Source organism: Campylobacter sp. RM16192 (assembly GCF_004803855.2).
Taxonomy (GTDB): domain Bacteria; phylum Campylobacterota; class Campylobacteria; order Campylobacterales; family Campylobacteraceae; genus Campylobacter_A.
Genome location: NZ_CP012552.1, coordinates 614,061 through 634,077 on the forward strand (window position 1 = coordinate 614,061; position 20,017 = coordinate 634,077).

General features: G+C 36.4%; 16 protein-coding genes. 12 read left to right on the plus strand and 4 right to left on the minus strand.

Annotated elements, in window-relative coordinates:
- The first annotated feature begins 1 nt into the window (after position 1).
- Genes nuoD through CDOMC_RS03275 form a run of 12 tightly spaced genes read left to right on the plus strand, consistent with a single transcriptional unit; the run spans position 2 to position 14,369 of the window.
- Positions 2-1,228, plus strand: coding sequence for an NADH dehydrogenase (quinone) subunit D (gene nuoD / locus CDOMC_RS03220; protein WP_172127864.1), 1,227 nt, complete (start codon positions 2-4; stop codon positions 1,226-1,228).
- Positions 1,225-1,461, plus strand: coding sequence for an NADH-ubiquinone oxidoreductase subunit E family protein (locus tag CDOMC_RS03225; RefSeq protein WP_172127866.1), 237 nt, complete (start codon positions 1,225-1,227; stop codon positions 1,459-1,461). Before nuoD ends, CDOMC_RS03225 begins: the two co-directional genes overlap by 4 nt.
- On the plus strand, positions 1,458-2,192 hold the full coding sequence (locus tag CDOMC_RS03230; RefSeq protein WP_172127868.1) for a hypothetical protein: 735 nt from the start codon (positions 1,458-1,460) through the stop codon (positions 2,190-2,192). Before CDOMC_RS03225 ends, CDOMC_RS03230 begins: the two co-directional genes overlap by 4 nt.
- Before the next feature lie 21 nt (positions 2,193-2,213).
- Entirely contained in the window at positions 2,214-4,667 is a 2,454-nt protein-coding gene (locus CDOMC_RS03235) for an NADH-quinone oxidoreductase subunit G (protein WP_172129629.1), read from the plus strand.
- A gap of 1 nt (position 4,668) precedes the next feature.
- Entirely contained in the window at positions 4,669-5,658 is a 990-nt protein-coding gene (nuoH, locus tag CDOMC_RS03240; RefSeq protein ID WP_172127870.1) for an NADH-quinone oxidoreductase subunit NuoH, read from the plus strand.
- A gap of 1 nt (position 5,659) precedes the next feature.
- Positions 5,660-6,304, plus strand: coding sequence for an NADH-quinone oxidoreductase subunit NuoI (nuoI, locus tag CDOMC_RS03245; RefSeq protein ID WP_172127872.1), 645 nt, complete (start codon positions 5,660-5,662; stop codon positions 6,302-6,304).
- Positions 6,297-6,830: an NADH-quinone oxidoreductase subunit J gene (locus CDOMC_RS03250; protein WP_172127874.1), complete on the plus strand. Its 534-nt coding sequence runs from the start codon at positions 6,297-6,299 to the stop codon at positions 6,828-6,830. The genes nuoI and CDOMC_RS03250 overlap by 8 nt, the downstream gene beginning before the upstream one ends.
- Positions 6,817-7,125: an NADH-quinone oxidoreductase subunit NuoK gene (gene nuoK / locus CDOMC_RS03255; RefSeq protein WP_172127876.1), complete on the plus strand. Its 309-nt coding sequence runs from the start codon at positions 6,817-6,819 to the stop codon at positions 7,123-7,125. The genes CDOMC_RS03250 and nuoK overlap by 14 nt, the downstream gene beginning before the upstream one ends.
- Positions 7,122-8,978 carry an NADH-quinone oxidoreductase subunit L gene (gene nuoL / locus CDOMC_RS03260; RefSeq protein ID WP_172127878.1) on the plus strand — a complete coding sequence of 619 codons (1,857 nt, stop codon included), beginning with the start codon at positions 7,122-7,124 and terminating at the stop codon, positions 8,976-8,978. The genes nuoK and nuoL overlap by 4 nt, the downstream gene beginning before the upstream one ends.
- Positions 8,971-10,488 (plus strand): NADH-quinone oxidoreductase subunit M, encoded by a 1,518-nt coding sequence (locus CDOMC_RS03265; RefSeq protein WP_172127880.1) that lies wholly within the window; start codon positions 8,971-8,973, stop codon positions 10,486-10,488. The genes nuoL and CDOMC_RS03265 overlap by 8 nt, the downstream gene beginning before the upstream one ends.
- The gene (gene nuoN, locus CDOMC_RS03270) at positions 10,485-11,975 is read left to right on the plus strand and encodes an NADH-quinone oxidoreductase subunit NuoN (protein WP_172127882.1); all 1,491 of its coding nucleotides are present in this window, start codon (positions 10,485-10,487) and stop codon (positions 11,973-11,975) included. The genes CDOMC_RS03265 and nuoN overlap by 4 nt, the downstream gene beginning before the upstream one ends.
- Positions 11,976-11,999: 24 nt before the next feature.
- Positions 12,000-14,369 carry a tetratricopeptide repeat protein gene (locus tag CDOMC_RS03275; RefSeq protein ID WP_185768475.1) on the plus strand — a complete coding sequence of 790 codons (2,370 nt, stop codon included), beginning with the start codon at positions 12,000-12,002 and terminating at the stop codon, positions 14,367-14,369.
- 1 nt (position 14,370) lies between these two features.
- On the opposite strand, the gene CDOMC_RS03280 is transcribed toward CDOMC_RS03275, so the two are convergent.
- The 4 genes from CDOMC_RS03280 to alaS are packed head-to-tail and all read right to left on the minus strand — an operon-like array spanning position 14,371 to position 19,902.
- Positions 14,371-16,296: a transglycosylase domain-containing protein gene (locus CDOMC_RS03280; protein WP_172129630.1), complete on the minus strand. Its 1,926-nt coding sequence runs from the start codon at positions 16,294-16,296 to the stop codon at positions 14,371-14,373.
- Positions 16,296-16,841, minus strand: a complete 546-nt coding sequence (gene maf / locus CDOMC_RS03285) for a septum formation inhibitor Maf (protein ID WP_172127886.1) — start codon at positions 16,839-16,841, stop codon at positions 16,296-16,298. Before maf ends, CDOMC_RS03280 begins: the two co-directional genes overlap by 1 nt.
- A complete protein-coding gene (locus CDOMC_RS03290) occupies positions 16,841-17,335 on the minus strand; it encodes a 3-isopropylmalate dehydratase (RefSeq protein WP_172127888.1) in 495 nt (164 codons plus the stop codon). The genes maf and CDOMC_RS03290 overlap by 1 nt, the downstream gene beginning before the upstream one ends.
- Complete coding sequence (alaS, locus tag CDOMC_RS03295; protein ID WP_172127890.1) at positions 17,335-19,902, minus strand: alanine--tRNA ligase; 2,568 nt, start codon at positions 19,900-19,902, stop codon at positions 17,335-17,337. Before alaS ends, CDOMC_RS03290 begins: the two co-directional genes overlap by 1 nt.
- Positions 19,903-20,017 lie beyond the last annotated feature (115 nt).

A 20,017-nucleotide genomic window follows, 5' to 3' on the forward strand; every position in this document is an offset into this window, starting at 1 on the left:
AATGCAAAATCCTAGCAAACTTAGACCGTTTTTTGAAAATATAGAATTCGAAGAAAACAATGGAAAAATGATACTAAATTTCGGCCCTCAGCACCCTTCTGCGCACGGGCAACTAAAGCTAGTGCTTGAGCTTGACGGTGAAAAGGTTGTGCGCGCTATGCCTGAGATTGGCTTCATGCATAGAGGCGTTGAAAAGATGGCTGAAAATATGACCTTTCAAGAGTTTTTGCCGGTAACTGATAGAATTGATTATATAGCTTCAAGTGCTAATAACTATGCCTTGTGCGCGGCGGTTGAGAAGCTTTGTGATATCGAGGTTCCAAGAAGAGCTCAGATAATAAGAACTATGCTTTTGGAGTTAAACCGTATAAGCTCGCATCTTTTATTTTTAGCCACCCACGCACTTGATGTAGGCGCAATGACCGTATTTTTATACGCCTTTAGAGAGCGTGAATATATTTTAGATTTGATTGAAAAATATTGTGGCGCCAGACTTACGCACTCAAGCATTAAGATAGGCGGAGTATTTCTTGATCTACCTAGCGGCTGGACTGAGGAACTGCTGGCGTTTTGTAATAAATTTCCAAGCGATATAGCCACTTATGAGGGACTTTTAAGCGAGAATAGAATTTGGCGTATGAGACTTGAGGGAGTTGGTGTTTTAAGCCGTGAAAAGGCTCTTAGCTGGGGATGTTCAGGAGTTATGCTAAGAGCTAGCGGTGTAGAATTTGATATTAGAAAGGCTGAGCCGTATTTGGTATATAACGAGATTGATTTTGAAGTGCCATACTCAAATACCGGTGATTGTTATGCAAGATATAAGCTTTATATGGAGGAGATGAGGCAGAGTGTAAAAATACTGCTTCAATGCGAGAAGCTTTATAGCACTTCAGGACCTGAAATTTTAGCTAATTCGCCTCAATTTGTAAGTGCCAGCAAAGAGCAGATAATGACACAAAACTACTCTTTGATGCAGCATTTTGTGCTGGTTACTCAAGGGCTTAAGGCAAAGCGCGGAGAGATTTATCATCCTACCGAGTCGCCAAAGGGAGAGCTTGGATTTTATATTTACTCTACTGCAGAGAGTAGTCCATATCGCTTGAAAATTCGTGCTCCAAGTTTTTTTCACTGTGCGCTTTACGAAGAGCTTTTAGTGGGTCAATATGTGGCTGACGTGGTTACTATAATAGGAAGTAGCAATATAATTTTAGGTGAAATCGATAGATGAAAAGAGTTGATTTAAGACATTTAAGGGGTGAATTTTTAAGCGAGTTAAGCAATCAGGCTAAGAGATTAAATGACGGTGAGGTCTGTATATTTCTCTTTGAGCCTGTAGAGTTTGACAATATCGAAAAAAGCGTAAATTTGATACGAGAAGAGGGCTGTGAGCTTATGAATTCGCTTAAATTTAATCAGGTGGATTGGACCATAGTCGTTAAGAAAATTAAAGGGCAGATATGAAATTTAAAGAGTTTAAAGGCGCAAAAACATTAAGTCTTGCTAGTTTGCTGAGTTTGCAAAATTTGACCTTGGCAAATGAGCTAAAAAATCAAGATTTTGTATATATCTCTTGCTTTGAAGATGAAGTTTTGGGTAGTGAAAATCTAATTCGTTGCGAAATAGGATCTATTAGCTATGTTTTGGCTCTTCTTTGCAAATACTGCCTTGATTTTTCAAAATTTGAAAGCGACGTCAAAGAGTATTTTGATGAGCTTGATGAAGGCTTTTTAAGCGGAGAGTGCAATATCGGAGAAGAGGAGTTTGAGGATCTGGCTATTTTTATGAAGGATTGCGAAAATATGATAATAGACAGCACTTTCTTCTCACATCCAGACTCCAAGATGATATTTGAATGTTTAAATTTGCTAAATTTAAATACTATTGTCGCGGATAGTAAGATTAAAGAAATTAAGACTTACGGAAATTTAGATGAGTTAAAGGAACTTGAGAGCTTTGATGGAAGCGTTGTCTTCGGGCTTGTCGGAGATAGCCGTGAGCTTGTAGGATCTTCTAGCTTTGCTATTGCGGCCAAAATAAAAGATGGAGATGAGGTTAAAATAAAGGCCAATGGACTTGATATAGAGAGAAAATTTAGACTAAATAGTTCTATGAAAGGAACTGTGGCAATATTTAAACATAGTCAAATTAATGGCTACAACTTCAAAGTAGCAAAAATTAGCAATTTAGGATGAGATTATAATATGAGTGAGCAAATCACCCTCTTTATAGACGGCATAGAATGCAAAGCATATGAAGGTGAGTATATACTTGGCACCGCAAGAAAAAACGGGATATTTATCCCTGCAATCTGCTATCTTACCGGATGTTCGGCGACTTTAGCCTGCAGATTATGTATGGTGGAGGCTGATGGAAAGAGAGTATATGCCTGCAATACGAAAGTCAAAGAGGGTATGAATGTAGTTACAAATACCGATGAAATTAGCGTAGAGCGTAATGCTATTATGCAAACTTATTGTATAAATCACCCTCTTGAGTGTGGAGTATGCGATCAAAGCGGAGAATGCGAGTTACAAAATTTTACTACGCTCATGGGAGTAAACAGTCAAAAATACGCCATCAAAGATACTCATAAACCTCATAAAAATTGGGGTAAGATAAACTACGATCCATCTCTTTGCATAGTTTGCGAGAGGTGTGTTACCGTATGTTCTGATAAGATTGGCGAAAGTGCGCTAAAAACCACTCCAAGAGGTGGCGATCAACCTGCCAAGGAGTTAAAAGACAGTATGCCAAAAGATGCTTTTGCTGTTTGGAACAAATTCCAAAAGAGCCTTATAGCGCCTAGTGTGGCGGCAAATTTAGACTGCTCGTTTTGCGGTGAGTGTACTAGTGTATGTCCTGTCGGAGCTCTTGTGGGAAGTGAGTTTCAATACAGCTCAAACACATGGGAATTAACCAGGATACCTGCTTCAAATCCGCATTCAAGCGATTGTGAATTGATGTATTACGACATCAAAGAGAGTGGGATAGAAAATCGCAAAAAAAGAATTTATAGAGTTAGTAACGACTTTCAATTTACTACTTTAAATACGGCAGCTAGATACGGATATGATTTTGCCAATGAAAATGCTAAAAAAGACGAGATTAAATTTAAAGAGATAGCCGATAGATTTAAAAACGGTGAAGTAAAAAATATAAAATTTAATAGCTTTATCACAAATGAAGAGGCCTTAATTTTAGAGCATTTAAGGCGAAAATTCGGGTTAAATTTAGTAAATAGCGAGGCTAAAAAATATCAGGACTTTTTAAACGAATTTGCTAAGTTTGGCGGCGAGAGCCTATATAACGGCGATGTAGAAAGCTTAAATAAAACGGATTTTATTATAAGTGTAGGAACTCTTTTAAGATATGACAGTCCCAATATAAGCTATGCTCTAAATAACGCACTTAAAATAAATAAATCCTCGGCAATCTATTTTCATCCTATAGTAGATAGGGTTATTAAAAACTACTCTAAAAATCTACTTTTTATTCACCATAAAGCGGGATTAGAAGCTGATATACTGCTTTGGATTTTGCAAAATTTTGCAGAAAATTTAGAGAGTGATCTTGATGGGTTTTTGAGAGAAAATTTAATCACTTCTAAAAAAATAGTAGAAATCTTAGAGCCAAAAGAGATAGAAGAAGAGGTGATTAAAAAAGTTACCTATGAAAACGGCGAAACAAAAGAGATTAAAGAGGTTATTAAAAAGCAGATAAATGAGAAAAAAGAGCAGGAGATAAGTGTAGAGGTTTCAAAATTTGCTCTAAATTTAGGAATTGATGAAGATAGGGCAAAGTCTTTAACCGATAAAAAGCAAAGTTTTGCGCTAATTATCGGAGAAGATTTTTATTATCACGAAAATGCCACCGCTTTAGCAGCTCTTGTAGGTCTTATAGCCAAATTTACTAAATTTAAGGTGATTTTGATTCCGCCTAGAACAAATTCTTTAGGGGTTGCTAAAATTTGTAGGCTATCAGAAGAACAGAGTGGATTTAGCTTTGGCTATAACGAAAAGGCCGATTTTAGCATGAGTCTATTTGAAGGAGATATAGATGCATCGGCACTTACCCAGCAGGAGGGGACATTTAGCAATTATGATAAGCGAGTTGTACCTACAAATGCGGCCTTAAAATATGAAGGCTATACTCTAAACGATTTGGCAAACGAGCTTGGAATCAGGTCTAAATGGACGATTGACTATACGCCAAAGCTTGGTCAGATTGCTGAATTTGAGAGTGTGGAATTTGATGAGCTTGATAATTTTTATGAAAATTCGGGAGCCTGCAAAAGAGGATATCTTTTAAAATCTCAAAAAATAAAGAGTGAAGCAAGGCTTGATATTAAAAATTTAAAGAGCGAAGAAGTTGAATTTAACATTTATAGAGCAAATCCTATTCATCAATTTTCAAAATTTACAAACCTAGCCTCGCAGCTTAATGAGGCTGGAGCCTTGTATGTATCAAGCGGATTTTTAGACGAAAACGGCTTTAAGGATAGCGAGATAGTAAATTTAAAAAATGAAAATTTAACTTTAGCTATTAGGCTAAAACTGGATAGCGATTTAGAAGGTGTTGCTGCATATATTGGAGATTTTGACGATCATATTGATATAGAGCCGTTTTTTGTCAGCAGATACGCAAATTTAAAGATAGAGAGGGCATAAGATGGATGGGTTTTTTATAGTCGAAACTATCGTAAAATCTTTAATTGTAATATCTGTTTTTGCCACTCTTGCTGGACTTGGAACTTATGCCGAGCGAAAGGTTTTAGCCTATATGCAGCGTAGAATAGGACCAAGTATGGTAGGTCCTGGAGGCATTTTACAGCTTGTTGCGGATATGATAAAGCTTTTTACCAAAGAGGATATCATCCCTCAGTTTGCAAACAAGCCTATCTTTATGATAGCGCCTATTATTTCTGCTGTTGGAGCCTTTGCAGCACTTGCTGTAGTACCGTTTTTTCCGGAATTTACACTTTTTGGACGCACAATTAGGCCGATTTTAGCAGATGTGGGCGTCGGAGTGCTTTATGTGCTTGGAGTTGGAGGGGTTTGCGTGCTATCCCCGCTTCTTGCTGGACTTTCAAGCCACAATAAATATGCGCTTATAGCCGCGGCAAGAGCTTCTATGCAGCTTATTAGCTTTGAAGTGGTAACTGGACTTTCTCTTTTAAGCGTGATTATGATGGTTGGCTCTTTGTCTTTAATAGATATCAACAACTACCAAAATACAGGTCTTGGAGGCTGGCTTATTTTTAAGCAGCCGCTAGCTTTTGTACTATTTTTGATATCGGCGTTTGTAGAGACCAATAGAACTCCGTTTTGTATGACCGAGAATGAGACGGAGCTAATCGCCGGCTATGGCACAGAGTATTCCGGTATGCGCTGGGCTATGTTTTTTATAGGTGAGTATGCTAATATGATAACGGCTTCATTTTTAGTAAGTCTTGTGTTTTTAGGCGGATTTAATCCTGTTTGGTTTTTGCCTGGCGGACTGATGATACTTTTAAAGGTTAGTTTTATATTTTTCTTATTTCTTTGGAGTAGGGCTGCATGGCCTCATGTCAGAGTTGATCAGCTTATGGGGCTTTGTTGGAAGGTTTTGATGCCTTTGGCTGTCTTAAATATCCTGATAACCGGTTTAGTGTTGGTGTGAGATGAAAGATTATATTTTTATAAAAACAGATGATGCAGCGATCTCTAATATTGATAAATTTAAAAGGCTAGTAAGGCGAACCTTTAAACTTGAGCTTTTTAAGGGGCTTTGGATAGTTCTAAAAGAGATGATTAACGGTAAGTCGCATACTCTTTTATATCCTCTTGAAAAGATGCAGCTTAGCCCTAGATATAGGGCCGTGCATAAGCTTATGAAATTTGTAGAGAGTGAAAACGAACGATGTATAGGATGCGGGCTCTGTGAGAAAATTTGTGTCAGTAACTGTATCGCTATGGAAACTAAGCTTGATGAGAATGGACGAAAGAGGGTTGTAAACTACTCTATAAACTATGGTCGGTGTGTATATTGCGGGCTTTGCGCCGATGTTTGTCCGGAAATTGCCATAGTGCATGGAAGCGAATATGAAAACGCAAGCGAGCAAAGAGCTTATTTTGGCTTTAAAGAGGATCTTTTAACTCCAAGAGATAAGCTTTGTGAACAGGTGGAATTTCCTGGATATGGTAGCTTAAGAGAGGATGCGGATAAATTTGTCAAAGCAACTCCAAATGCATATATAAATATAGATGAAATTTCTAGTGAGCTACAAAAACAGAGTGAAATTTCAAAGGAAAATAAAGATGTTTGAAGTAGTAGCCTTTTATTTTTTCGCCGCTACCTCTATAGCATGCTTTGGTATAAGCGTATTTAGTAAAAATGTTCTTTATGCTATGAGCGCACTAGCTGGCGGAATGATCTTTATTTCCGGATTTTTCTTTTTGCTTGGGGCTGAATTTTTAGGAGTTGTACAAATAATTGTTTATACTGGAGCAATAATGGTTCTGTATGCATTTTCGATGATGTTTTTTGATGTCAGCAAAGATGTAGTAGAAAATAGAAGCAAGGCAGCAAATAGGCTAATATACACTCTTAGCGTATTATCTGCTCTTATTTTGGTGCTTATATTTGCAGCTCCGATCGTCTCATCAAATTTAAACGCTCAATATCCTATCGTAGAAAATGTCGGTAATGTTGAGATGATAGGAATTTTGCTATTTACAAAATATCTAATTGTGTTTGAATTGGCGGCTGTAATGCTACTTGTTGCTATGGTAAGCGCTATAGTGCTCGCTCACAAAGATATGGATATGGGAGATAGCGATGATAACGCTTAGTCACTATTTGATAGTTTCGGCGATTATGTTTGGACTCGGTATTTTTGGCATCATAAAAAGAACTAACCTAATAATGCTATTTTTTTCTACTGAAATTTTATTAAACTCAGCAAATGTAGCTTTGGCTGCGATATCTAAATTTAGCGGAGATATGACAGGGCAAATTTTTGCCTTTTTTATTATAGCTGTTGCCGCTAGCGAGGTAGCGGTAGGGCTTGGACTCTTAGTGCTTTGGTATAAAAAGACAGGTTCTATAGAGATTTCAAGCATGAAGAGCATGAGGAGAGAGTCGTGAATCAAGCTGTTTTATTTCTAGCTTCGCTATTTTTACCGCTTGTATCCGCAATATTTGCCGGTGTCTTTTCACACTCAAGACAGATGAATTTTGTGGGAGTAATATGCTCTGCTCTTATAACTTTAAGCACGGTATCTTCGTTGATATTTTTAAATTTGGTAATAGTTGGCGGAGAGATTGAGATTTATCTTAAGGATTTTATCGTAGCGGGTGGATTCGAGAGCGAATTTAGCTTTATTATAGATGAAGTAAGCGTCATAATGATGTCTGTTGTTGGTATAGTAGCAAGTGTAGTGCATATATATTCTATAAGCTATATGCATAATGATGCCGGATTTAATAGATTTTTTAGCTATCTTGGGCTGTTTGTCTTCTCTATGCTAATACTTGTAATGAGCGATAATTTTATCGGACTGTTTATAGGCTGGGAGTGCGTAGGATTATGCTCTTGGTTGCTAATTGGCTTTTGGTATAAAAAGCAGAGTGCAAGCTGGGCGGCAAATGAAGCCTTTATAATGAATAGGGTAGCGGATCTGGCTATGCTAATAGGAATATTTCTGATATATCAAGAGTTTGGAAGCATAAGATATGATGAGGTTTTTAATATGGTCTCAAGTACCGATTCTTATCTGATAATACTAATTGCGGCTTGTTTATTTGTGGGTGCGATGGGCAAGAGTGCTCAATTTCCATTTCATACCTGGCTTGCAGATGCTATGGAGGGACCAACTCCGGTATCGGCTCTAATCCATGCCGCTACGATGGTAACAGCCGGAGTTTATCTTGTCATTAGAGCCAATGAAATTTTTGCTATAACTCCAGAGATTAGTAGCTTTATAGCCTATCTTGGAGCTTTTGTAGCGATATTTGCGGCATCGATGGCCCTTGTAAATAGAGATCTAAAAAAGATAATAGCTTATTCTACGCTATCTCAGCTTGGTTATATGTTTGTAGCCGCAGGGCTTGGAGCTTACTGGATAGCGCTATTTCACCTTACCACTCACGCTTTTTTTAAGTCGTTATTGTTTTTATGCGCCGGTAACGTAATGCACGCGATGAATGATGAGCTTGATATCAAAAAGATGGGCGGACTTTATAAATTTATGAAGATAACCGCTATATTTATGGTTATTGGCTCTGTTGCATTGGCTGGATTTTATCCATTTGCAGGATTTTTCTCTAAGGATAAAATTTTAGAAGTGGCATTTAACGAAGGCAGTTTTATCATATACGCTATGCTTTTAGCAGGAGCTGCTATGACGGCATTTTATAGCTTTAGACTAATAATGCTTGTGTTTTTTACGGATAGCAAATTTGAGCATCATCCGCATGAGGCAAGTAGATCTGGCATAATCTCTCTTGCGCCTCTTGTGATAATGTCTTTTGTGGTGGGCTTTTTGGAACATAAATTCGAGATTATTTCAACCATAGTTTTACCAGATTATGTATTTGATATTAAAGATAGTACTAGAAATTTAATGGTGATTTTTACTCTTTTAATAGTATTTGCTTCAACAGCCTTTGCTATATTTGCCTATAAAAGAGGAATTTTTAAAGAGGAAATTAGAGGGCTTTGGGTTTATAAAATTTTAGAGCAACAATACTATATACCTCAAATTTATGAGAGAATTTTTATAAGAGGGTATAAGGCGGTAGCAAAAATATGTAGGAATTTTGATGAAGCCATAATAGATAGAAGTGTCGATTTTATCGCAAAAACGATCCACTCTTTTGCTAAATTTTCAGACAATATGCAAAGCGGAGATCTAAGTGTCATGCTTAGATTGATGGTGCTTGGATTTGCCATCTTGCTAACCCTTGCATTTTTGTTTACAAAGGCCATAAATGCTTAGTTTGATAATATTTTTTCCGGCTTTTGCTGCAATGCTTGGCTTTTTGATAGACGAGAAGAGCATTAAGGTTTATGGGGTTTGTATAGCCTTTATAGAGTTTTTGTTGACTCTTTTTATGTGGTTTAGCTTTAGTGGAAGCATTGAGGAATTTAGCCTTATAAATCATCTCTCTTTGGTTGGGTTTTTAAATGTAAACTATACTGTAGGTGTTGATGGAATTTCTCTATTTTTAGTTATTTTAAGCTCATTTACGACTTTTATCGGGCTTATATCTTTAAATTTAAAGGGAAATTTAAAGCACCTTGTCATATCGATTCTATTTTTAGAGATGACTATGATGGGAGTCTTTTTGGCCCTTGACGCGGTTTTATTCTATATATTTTGGGAGCTTAGCCTGCTTCCTATGTTATATATAATAGGCGCTTGGGGAAGCGGAAATAGAATTTATGCCGCGGTTAAATTTTTCATATATACCTTTTTTGGCTCTGTTTTTATGCTTGTAGCGATTTTGGCGATGGCATATCTGCACTATAGGACAAATGGATTTTGGAGCTTTTCTATAGTTGATTGGCAAAATTTAAAACTTCCTTTAAATACTCAAATTTGGCTATTTTTAGCATTTTTTATTGCCTTTGCGGTAAAAACTCCTATGTTTCCGTTTCATACCTGGCTTCCTTACGCTCACGGTCAAGCTCCTACCATAGGTTCAGTTTTACTTGCTGCGGTCTTGCTTAAGATGGGAACTTACGGCTTTGTAAGGTTTTCTCTTCCTATGTTTCCGGACGCTAGTGTTGAGCTATTTAATATAGTAGCAATTTTGGCCATTGTTATGGTTATCTATACAGCCTTAATAGCTTATGTTCAAGACGATATGAAGCAGGTTATAGCCTATAGCTCTATTTCACATATGGGTATTATAGTGCTTGGAATTTTTGCTATGAACATAGAGGGTATTGGTGGAGCTATATTTATGATGATTAGCCACGGTATAGTCAGTGGAGCTTTGTTTTTGCTAGTTGGCGTGATATACGAGCGAAGGCATACTAAGATGATAGCAGAATTTGGAGGGCTTGCTAATGTTATGCCAAGATATGCTTTGATTTTTTGTGTAGTTATGCTTGGCAGCATAGGGCTTCCACTTACAATAGGATTTGTGGGCGAATTTCTAAGTCTAGTTGGAATTTTTAAAGCAAATTTCATATACGCTCTCTTAGGCGGCATAGGCATAATAGTCGGTGCAATATATATGCTAAATCTCTTTAGAAAGGTTTTTTACGGAGTATGCGACAAAGAAGAAAATTTAAAGCTAAATGATCTAAATTTAAGAGAGCTTGTCACCCTTGTACCTCTTTGTCTGCTTGTTATCTATCTTGGGGTTAGTCCAAATATTATGTTAAAGCCTATAGATATGAGCGTAAATCAAATGATGGTCAAGATGTATAATAAATCCTTAAAAAGTGAGACTAAAGAGTTTATTGCAAATTCCAATAGAATAGGAGGCGGACAATGAATGAGCTGGCATTCATAAGCCTAGCAGGGCTAAATATATCCTCAGTCGCCTCAATGCTCTCTTTGATCTTTTTTGCTCTTTTAATTTTATGTATAAGCACATTTAAAAAAGATCTATCAAAGACCTTTTATACAGTGCTTTGTCTGATAGCCATTATGCTAAACCTCGGAATAGTAATAGATCATAATATACTATCAAAAGGTTTTTTTGATCTGTTATTAGTTGATGGCATATCCGTTTTGTCTCAGATTATTATTCTGATAGCTTCATCTTTATTTATCCCGCTTTCGCTTAGTACGAAGAGATTTTTTGAATATGAGATAAGTGAATTTTATGCGCTATTTTTATTTATGATAGCTGGATTTGAATTTATGGTTAGCAGCAATAATCTTATTTTGATATTTATAGGACTTGAAACATCTTCTTTGGCGCTTTATACGCTAATTGCGCTTCACAATAAAATAAAGTCAATAGAGGCTGCGATAAAGTACTTTACTATGGGGGCGCTTGGTTCCGGATTTTTTGTATTTGGCGCTGCTATGTTTTATATGGCAACAGGAAGTGTCGAGATAAATTTAATAGCCGATGCGATAAAGCAGTCCGGATTACAAAGCAGTATGATAGCAACTCTTGGATGTGTATTTATGTTTGGCGCTATTGGATTTAAACTCTCTTTAATACCTTTTCATACATGGGTTCCGGATGTCTATGAGGGTGCCAATTCGCCTTTGGCTGGATATATGTCTGTAGTGCCAAAAGTGGCTGGATTTATAGTGGCTTTAAGGCTATTTGAGGCGCTTGCTCATTCGGATATATATTGGGTGCATTATATGCTATATATTTCTGCCATTTTGACAATGACTCTTGCTAATATTATGGCTTTAGTTCAAAGAGATGTTAAGAGGATGCTTGCGTTTAGCTCTATTGCGCATGCCGGATTTGTGCTTTGTGCCATAGTCATAGGAACTTCTCAAGCAAATGTATCTTTATTTTTCTATTGGATTATGTTTTTGTTTGCAAATTTGGGTGCATTTTCTATGCTTTGGGTTGCAAGATGCGATGATACGGTCTGCTGGGATAAAAGGTTTAAACATCCTTACGAGAAATTTGCAGGACTTATTAAAACACTTCCAAACTATGCGGTGATAATGGCGATTTTTATGGTTGCTTTAGCCGGAATTCCGCCCTTTAGCGTATTTTGGGGCAAGATGTATCTGATTTCTTCAGCTATTGCAGGAGATCATGTAGTTTTGGCTGTTATAATGGCTTTAAATAGCGCTATAGCGATATATTACTATTTAAAGCTGGTTGTCGTGATGTTTTTAAAAGAGCCTATTGTAAGCGATAAAAACCTATATATCGCAAATACATCTGGCGCGCTTAAAGCTATTGTAGGGTTTGCTGCGATAACTACTATAGGAGCTATATTTATGATAGACTCATTACTTGAATTTATCGCAAGTTTCGTGATCGCAAGTGGTTTTTAAATTTAAAAATTTTATAATGTCAATATGAAAAAAACATTTTTACTCTTATTTTCTCCGATACTTGCTTTCGCCTTTTCTTTGGTATTAAATTCCGGCAAAGAGGGCGGAGTGACATATAGCATTCTTCACCTAAAAGACGATAGTGAATTTGCTTGCAAAGAGGAAATTTTAGTCTACGATAATAAAATTTATACATGCGAGATAAAAGATAAAGCGATACCAAAGATAGACGATAAAATTCTCTCTTTGGTCGAGATTAACTTTACTCAGGATTTAAACTCAACAAAGATAACCATAGTGCCAAGAGCCAACTCAAGGCTAATCGCATATCAAGAACCACTATTTAAGACAGATAGTGTAATAATGGTGGATCAAAATTTATCCAAACACTACTCTATCATCATAGACCCACTTTTTAGCGAATTTGATAAGACAAAAAAAGACGGAATAAATTTCGCTCCGACATTTAAAGATATGAAATATCCGAGTGTAGGAGCTCTTGATCTAAATAAAGCACCTATCGAAAATCCAGATGGTCACGATATAAATTCATATCTTAGCATTAAAAAAGAGTATGAAAGCAAACATTATGATTATGTTATAATCAGCAGCGAATCCGCGCTTAGAAAGCATCAAAACAGCATTTTTACAAGCGAATTTATGCTATATAGATTAAGGGCGCTTGATAAAATTTTTGATACAAAAGATAGCCATGAAAATTTATCGCCCGCAAATATGGTAGATGAGGGTAGGGCTTGGATGAAGCTATTCGCCTCAGATGAAAACTATCCTGAAGTGCTTTATTTAGTCATGAAATCATATCTCAAGCAGGATATGACAAGTGATGCAAACTATATACTTGATATATTGATGAATGAGCATAAGGACTCTAGCTGGACTAAAAGTGCGATCTTGGAGTTTGCCGACAGGATATATAACACAGGAAAGCGACAAGATGCGATTAGGATGTACGAAGATGTGCTCTATTCGTCTAATAATATTGATGTGGCAAGTAGAGCGTCTTTGAGCTTAGTAAATAGTAGCATAGACGATTCTCAATTTGAGATTGCCAAAGGATATATGCTAAAAATTTTAAACGCCAATCCAAATTACTTGCTAAACGATATCTCAAAATCAATGGATTTGGCTGGAATTTTTCGAGATAAAAATATCAATGACGTAGCCTCTAAGATATATGAAATTTTGGTCTTAAATTTAAAAAAGAGTGATGATAGATATGAGATAGCTCTTAAAAATTTAGCTCTTAGCCTTGTCGGCACAAAAGATGTAGAGAAGGCTTATAAATATCTGCAAAAATATCAAAATGAGTTTAGAGAGGGTGGATATATAGCTCAAGTCGAGCAGGGTATGGATAGGCTATTTTTTGAGCTAAATGAAATAAACTCCACAAAGCTTCATCAACACTATGATCTGCTTATGGATAAATACGGCAAAAACGATATAGGTCAAAAGGCTCTAAAAGAGCAAGTTGCTCTATACCTGAAAGAGAAAAAATTTAATGATGTATTACGATATACAAACGTCGTAAGAGATATAAACGACACTGAAAATGATAAAAATTTAAACCTCGCAGCTCTTGCTTTGGCGAATGACATGATAAGAAAGGATAACTGCAAGGCCGCAGTGGATTTAGTGGAAGGCTATGAGATAAGAGCTGATATAGAGGCTAAATTTAAGCTATTTAACTGCTTTATGAGGATGTCTAGACATCAGAGTGCTTATGAGCTAGCTAAAGAGAATATAGCATCGCCAGATATGTTAGATAGGGTTGAGTGGCTTGTAAATTTAAGTTCTGTATTGCTTAAAATGCAAAAATATAAAGATGTGGTTCGTGTTGCCGATGAAGCCTTGGCAATAGCTGCAAATGAGGAGTATGCTGATGTATCTCCTGTATTTTTCGACCGCTTTGATGCGCTTATAAAGCTGGATAGAATACCTGATGCAATGGCCACGATAAAGGCTATAGAGGATTTGAGGGAAAATGACTTTAGGATTATTGAAGTGTATGCAAAGATGTCTGAAATCACACAAAAGAACAAAGACTTTTTAAATACTGTAATCTATGCCAAGAAGGCAATAGATATGCAAAAAAGACTAAATATCAATACTTTTAGTCCGAAAGTGGAATTTGATTATATAAACGCTCTTAATAGGCTTGATAGATTGGATGAGGCTCTTAATAATTTAAAAAGTATTTTAGAAACTAAGCTTGAGCCTGTTGATAGAGTAAGGGCACTAGCACAAATTTCAGAAATTTACATTAAGCAAAAACGTCCACAAGATGCTAAGCCATATCTAGAGGAGTGCGTCGGGCTAAATTTTGAAAGCTCTTGGAAAAGCCTATGCTCCGAGCAGATTAAGCTCGTAGAGTAGGCTAAAATATCATTCCTTCATTATCTTGCTTGATTAGATTATCCTGTGCGTCTTGTTTAGGAAGCGGAGAAGTTTTGGTATATAGCTCATCTTTTCCTTCATACATTGTGTGAAATATTCCTTCAGGCTCAATAAAATTTCTCTTTGTTTCGGGAAATTCTTTTATATATTCTTCTATAAAAGCCTTAAATACAGGTGCAGCCGTTCTTCCTCCGCCCTCTATTTTTCTCATAGGCGTATTATTGTCATTTCCATACCATATCACAACTTCCACTTCTGGAGTAAAGCCGCAAAACCAAGCGTCTATGTTGTTGTTTGTAGTGCCTGTCTTGCCTGCTATTTGAATGCCTTTTACTCTTGCGTTTTGTCCTGTACCGCTATTTACAACCGTTTTTAGTATATCTACCATTAGATATGCTTGCTCTGGCTGTGTTGCTTGAATTCGCCTTGGCTCAAATACTGTCTCTAAATTTTGCGGATTTATAATCTTTCGTATAAGTTGAGGTTCAACTATCTCTCCGCTATTTGGAAACATAGAGTAAAATTTGGCAAATTCCAAAGGCGATATGCCAAAGCTTCCAAGCGCCATAGATAGATCTTTGGATATATTTTTAAATTCCATATCGCTAATGAACTTATATGTCGTATCAAGTCCAATTTCGTTAAGCAAATTTATAGTCGCGAGGTTTCTTGACTGTCTTAATGCATTTTTTAGCGTTATATAGCCTTGAAATCCGCCACTATAATTTTTTGGCTTCCAGTCTTGCTCATTTCCAGAACTAAAAACTCTTGATATGTCGGCTACTTTACTCATCGGAGAATAGCCTAGATCAAGCGCAATTTGGTATATAAATGGTTTAAAGCTAGATCCCGGCTGCCTCATGCTCTGAGTAGCTCTATTGTAGCTGCTTTTGGCATAATCAACTCCGCCAACTAGGGCCAAAATTTCACCGCTTTTTGGTGCCGTTACTACGATGGCTCCATTTAAAACCGAGGCATTGGCGTCTTTATCGCGCTTTAAAATTTCACTATAGCCAAATTTTAGTGCATCTTCTGCCATCTTTTGAACTTTTAGGTCGATATTGGTCTCTATCGTATATCCGCCAACTCTAATATCACTAAATATCTTTGAAGCCTCTTTAATAACTTCATCTACCACATAAGGAGAGACGTTTTGAGTTAAAGTATCATCATATACTACAGGTTGTTCAGCTATGGCTTTTTTATACTCATCCTCGTTTATCCAACCAAGCATATTCATACGCCAAATTACATTATTTGCCCTGCCAAGAGATAGGTCAAGGTGTTTTGTAGGATCGTAGGCGCTTGGAGCCTTTGGTAAGCCTACTAAAATAGCTATCTCTTTCATGGTTAGCTCGTTTAGTTCTTTTCTAAAATATCCTTTAGCCGCAGCTTTTATGCCGTAATATCCGTGGCCCAAATATACTTGATTAAGGTATCTTTCTAAAATTTGCTCCTTGGTAAGCTCTTTTTCAAGTTTCATTGCCACAATCATCTCTTGTATTTTTCTAGTAAATTTTTTTTCTCTGGTTAAGATCATATTTTTTACTAGTTGTTGAGTGATTGTGCTAGCACCCTCTACAAGTTTGCCAGCCTTTATATCTTTTATAATTGCTCTTGTTATGGCTTCGGGATTTACTCCGCCGTGTTCAAAGAAGCTAGTATCTTCTATCGCTACTAAAGCTTCTATTACTCGAAATGGAATTTCATCGTAATTGGCATAAATTCTATTTTCTTCAAAAAGATTTGCTATCAGATTTCCGTTTTTGTCATAAATTTGTGTAGTAAGCTTTGGTTTATATTCTATTATTCCACTTATATCGGGCTGGATTTGAGAATATAGGTATATAAAGGCTGCGCCGCTTGAGATAAAAATTATAAAAAAAAGCGAAGATAAAAATCTAATCATAAAAAGGCCTTTAATTGCTCGACATTTAAGCCTCTAGCTGTGCTTTCGTTGCCTATCTTTTTTAATATATATTTTTTATTAAATCCCTCTATCATCATTGCGCCAGCTTTTCCTTGCCATTCGTTACTTTTTATGTATTCGTTTAAATCATCTTGGCTAAATTTGGCAAATTGATATATTGTAGAGCTTATATTAATAAGTTCAAATTCTTCACCTAAAAATATCATGGCTGTTATAATTTTAGCTTCATTGTCGCTTTGTAAATTTAGCATATATAAAGCCTCTTGTTTATCTTTTGCCTTACCTAAGATTTTACCATTACATACGACTGCACTATCTGCAAAAAGGAGATTTTTTAAATTTGGATACTCTTTTAAAAATTGCTCTTTTTTAGCTTGAACTACTTTTAAAACATAACTTGCGGGTTTTAAATTTCTATCAACTCCGCTTTCGTCAAAATCAAAAGAAAATTGCTTGAATTTAACTCCATTTTCTTCTAAAATTTTAGCTCTTGTGATAGAGCTTGATGCTAGATTTATCATCAAAACGCCCTGTAGGCTATGCCAAGATAGGTTGCAAACAGCGCAAATACGACATTTAGCGGTATAAAGTAATATATAACTACTATCAAATTTTCGTGAAGCTCTATATATTCGCCTTTTTTCATAGATTTTACCGCTCTATTAATTCTATAAGTCACATATATTACGTTAATTAGCAAGAAGCTAAACACGGTCCATTTAGTAGTTAGAATCGTATTTAGCATAGGATCTGCAACTTTAGAGTAGTCATCTTCGCCTATTAATATACTAGTTGCCACAATCACTGCTAAGGATATATAAACTGCACATCCGAGGTATTTGAGCGCAGAAATTACTAGAATATATCTTTTATGATTGTTCGCAATATCTTTCATAAAAAATTTAGCCATAAACCAAAAGCTGGCTTGAAAACCTACAAATACTATAGTAGCGACCGTATGCAAAAATGGCAAAATATGACTAAGTTTTGCAAAAGCTATGTTAAATTCAGGCATTAAGCTAATTTTCCTTTAATAAATTCAAAAGCCTCTTTTTTGGCTCTATCTAACTGACTTATATCTTTTCCGCCTGCAGTTGCAAAATCATCTTTGCCACCGCCATTTCCACCTAAAATTTGAGCCGTCATTTTGACCCACTCTCCGGCCTTTATGTTTGCGTTTTTAACACCTGCCGCGATAGATATTTTTTCATCTTTAACCTGTATAAATAGAGCCGCAACTCGTTCGTTTGAGTTTTTTATCTCATCTATTGCAGTTTTTATATTTCCGCTTTCTAAAATTTCTACACAGACTTTTACTCCGCTAATATCACTTAGGTTTATAGCCTTTGATCCGCCGGCGTTTTTAAGTTCATCTTTTAAATTTTTTATCTCGCTTTTTAGCTTTTTAATTGCACTCATTGGCTCTATGCTTTTTAGCTCGGTTCTTATCTCTTCAAGTTCTTCTCTTAAATTTTTTGCGAAATTTAGAGCAGCCTTTGAGCATATTGCCTCTATTCTACGTACTCCAGCGCTAACGCCACTCTCTTTTGTTATAAAAAACACTCCAATTTCGTTAATATTTTTTACGTGAGTTCCTCCGCAAAGCTCTTTGCTAACATCGCCAAAACTTAGCACTCTTACATTATCGTCGTATTTTTCACCAAAAAGAGCTATAGCACCGCTGTTTTTAGCGCTTTCTATATCCATTATCTCGGTTTTTGCAGCGGCTCCGTTGGCTATGGCGTTATTTACAAAATTTTCTATTTTGTTTATCTCTTCGCTTGTAAGAGCCTTAGGATGAGAGAAGTCAAATCTAAGCTTGGTAGCTTCTACGCTTGATCCTGCTTGTGCCACATGTGTTCCAAGAATGCTTCTAAGTGCCGAATGAAGTAGGTGTGTTGCACTATGGTGGCGAGCTATTTCGCTTCTTTCGTCGCTTACTTTTACTTCAACCTCATCTCCTGCGCTTAAATTTGCTTTTAGCTCTATAGATGATAGGTTTAATCCGTGAAATTTCTGCGTATCAACCACTTTTGCAAAATTTAAAATATCTCCAGTATCTCCGCATTGTCCGCCGCTTTGTGCATAAAAAGGAGTTTTATTAAGCATTACCCAACCGTTTTGTCCGGCTTTTAAGCTCATAACCCTTTTAAAATCCTCATCAAGCAAGGCTAAAATTTTGCTTTTTGAGCTCAAAATTTCATATCCTATAAACTCATTCTCTCCAAATTCTTCTAAAAGCTCTTTAAAATCTCCTTTTGCACTCTTATCTCCGCTTCCTTTCCAAGCGGCCTTTGCACGAGTTTTTTGCTCATTCATCAGCTCTTCAAATTTTGCTTCATCTACTTTTAGATTTTTATCCCTTAGCATATCGGCTGTAAGATCAAGTGGGAAGCCGTAAGTATCATAAAGCTTAAACGCGATCTCTCCACTAAAGACATCTTTAGTATTTTTAAGCTCGCTGTTAAATAGCTCAAGACCCGATGCTATAGTTGCAAAAAATCTCTCTTCTTCTAATCTAATCTGCTCTTTAACCGCCTCTTTTTTATCATTTAGATAAGCGTAGTGTCCGCCCATTAGTTCGCATACCTTATCAACTAGCTTATACATAAAAGGCTCTTTTATACCCAGTAAGTATCCGTGGCGAACAGCGCGGCGTAAAATTCGTCGCAGAACGTATCCTCTACCCTCTTTATCAAAATTTACTCCTTGAGCTAACAAAAAAGTAACCGAGCGAATATGATCGCTGATTACGCGGTAGCTTGCTCCGGTTGAATACTCGTAAGGTTTTTTACAAAGCCTTGCAACCTCATTTATATAAGGCATAAAAAGAGAGCTATCGTAGTTACTAAATTTCCCCTCTTTTATTGCCGTTACACGTTCAAGTCCCATGCCTGTATCTATTGAAGGTTTTGGAAGAGGGCTTAGCTTTCCGTCCATGCCTCTTTCATACTGCATAAATACAAGATTCCAAATTTCAAGAAATCTATCTCCGTCTCCACCCATGTAGTCTTCATCGGAGTTAAAATTTTCTGCTCCTTGATCATAAAATATCTCAGAACAAGGTCCGCAAGGTCCTGTATCACCCATCTGCCAGAAGTTGTCTTTATCTCCAAATTTATAAATTCTATCCTTGCTTATATGCTCTTGCCACATCTCATACGCTTCATCATCACTCTCGTGAACTGTTACGTAAAGGCGATCTTTTGGTAGTTTCAATATCTCTGTTACAAATTCCCATCCGTAAGCTATCGCATCTTTTTTAAAGTATTCTCCGAAGCTAAAATTTCCAAGCATTTCAAAAAAAGTGTGGTGGCGTGCTGTATAGCCCACGTTATCAAGATCGTTATGTTTACCGCCCGCTCTTATGCAAGTTTGACAGCTTGTGCGAATCGGCGGGGTAGGGCGTGGAATCTCACCTGTAAAAATATTTTTAAAAGGCACCATTCCAGCGTTTGTAAAAAGCAGTGTTGCATCATTTGGAACAAGTGGAGCGGAAGGTATTATTTCGTGTCCCTTTGAGCTGAAAAAATTTAAAAAAGCTTCTCTGACATCAAAAATATTTGTATCGTAATTTTTCATTAATTTTCCTATTTAAAATTTATAAAATAGTTCTGATTTTAGCATAAAAATTATAAATTCTAAGACACCTGTATACTGTGCAATATGTGGAAAATTATAATATTAAATTGAGAGT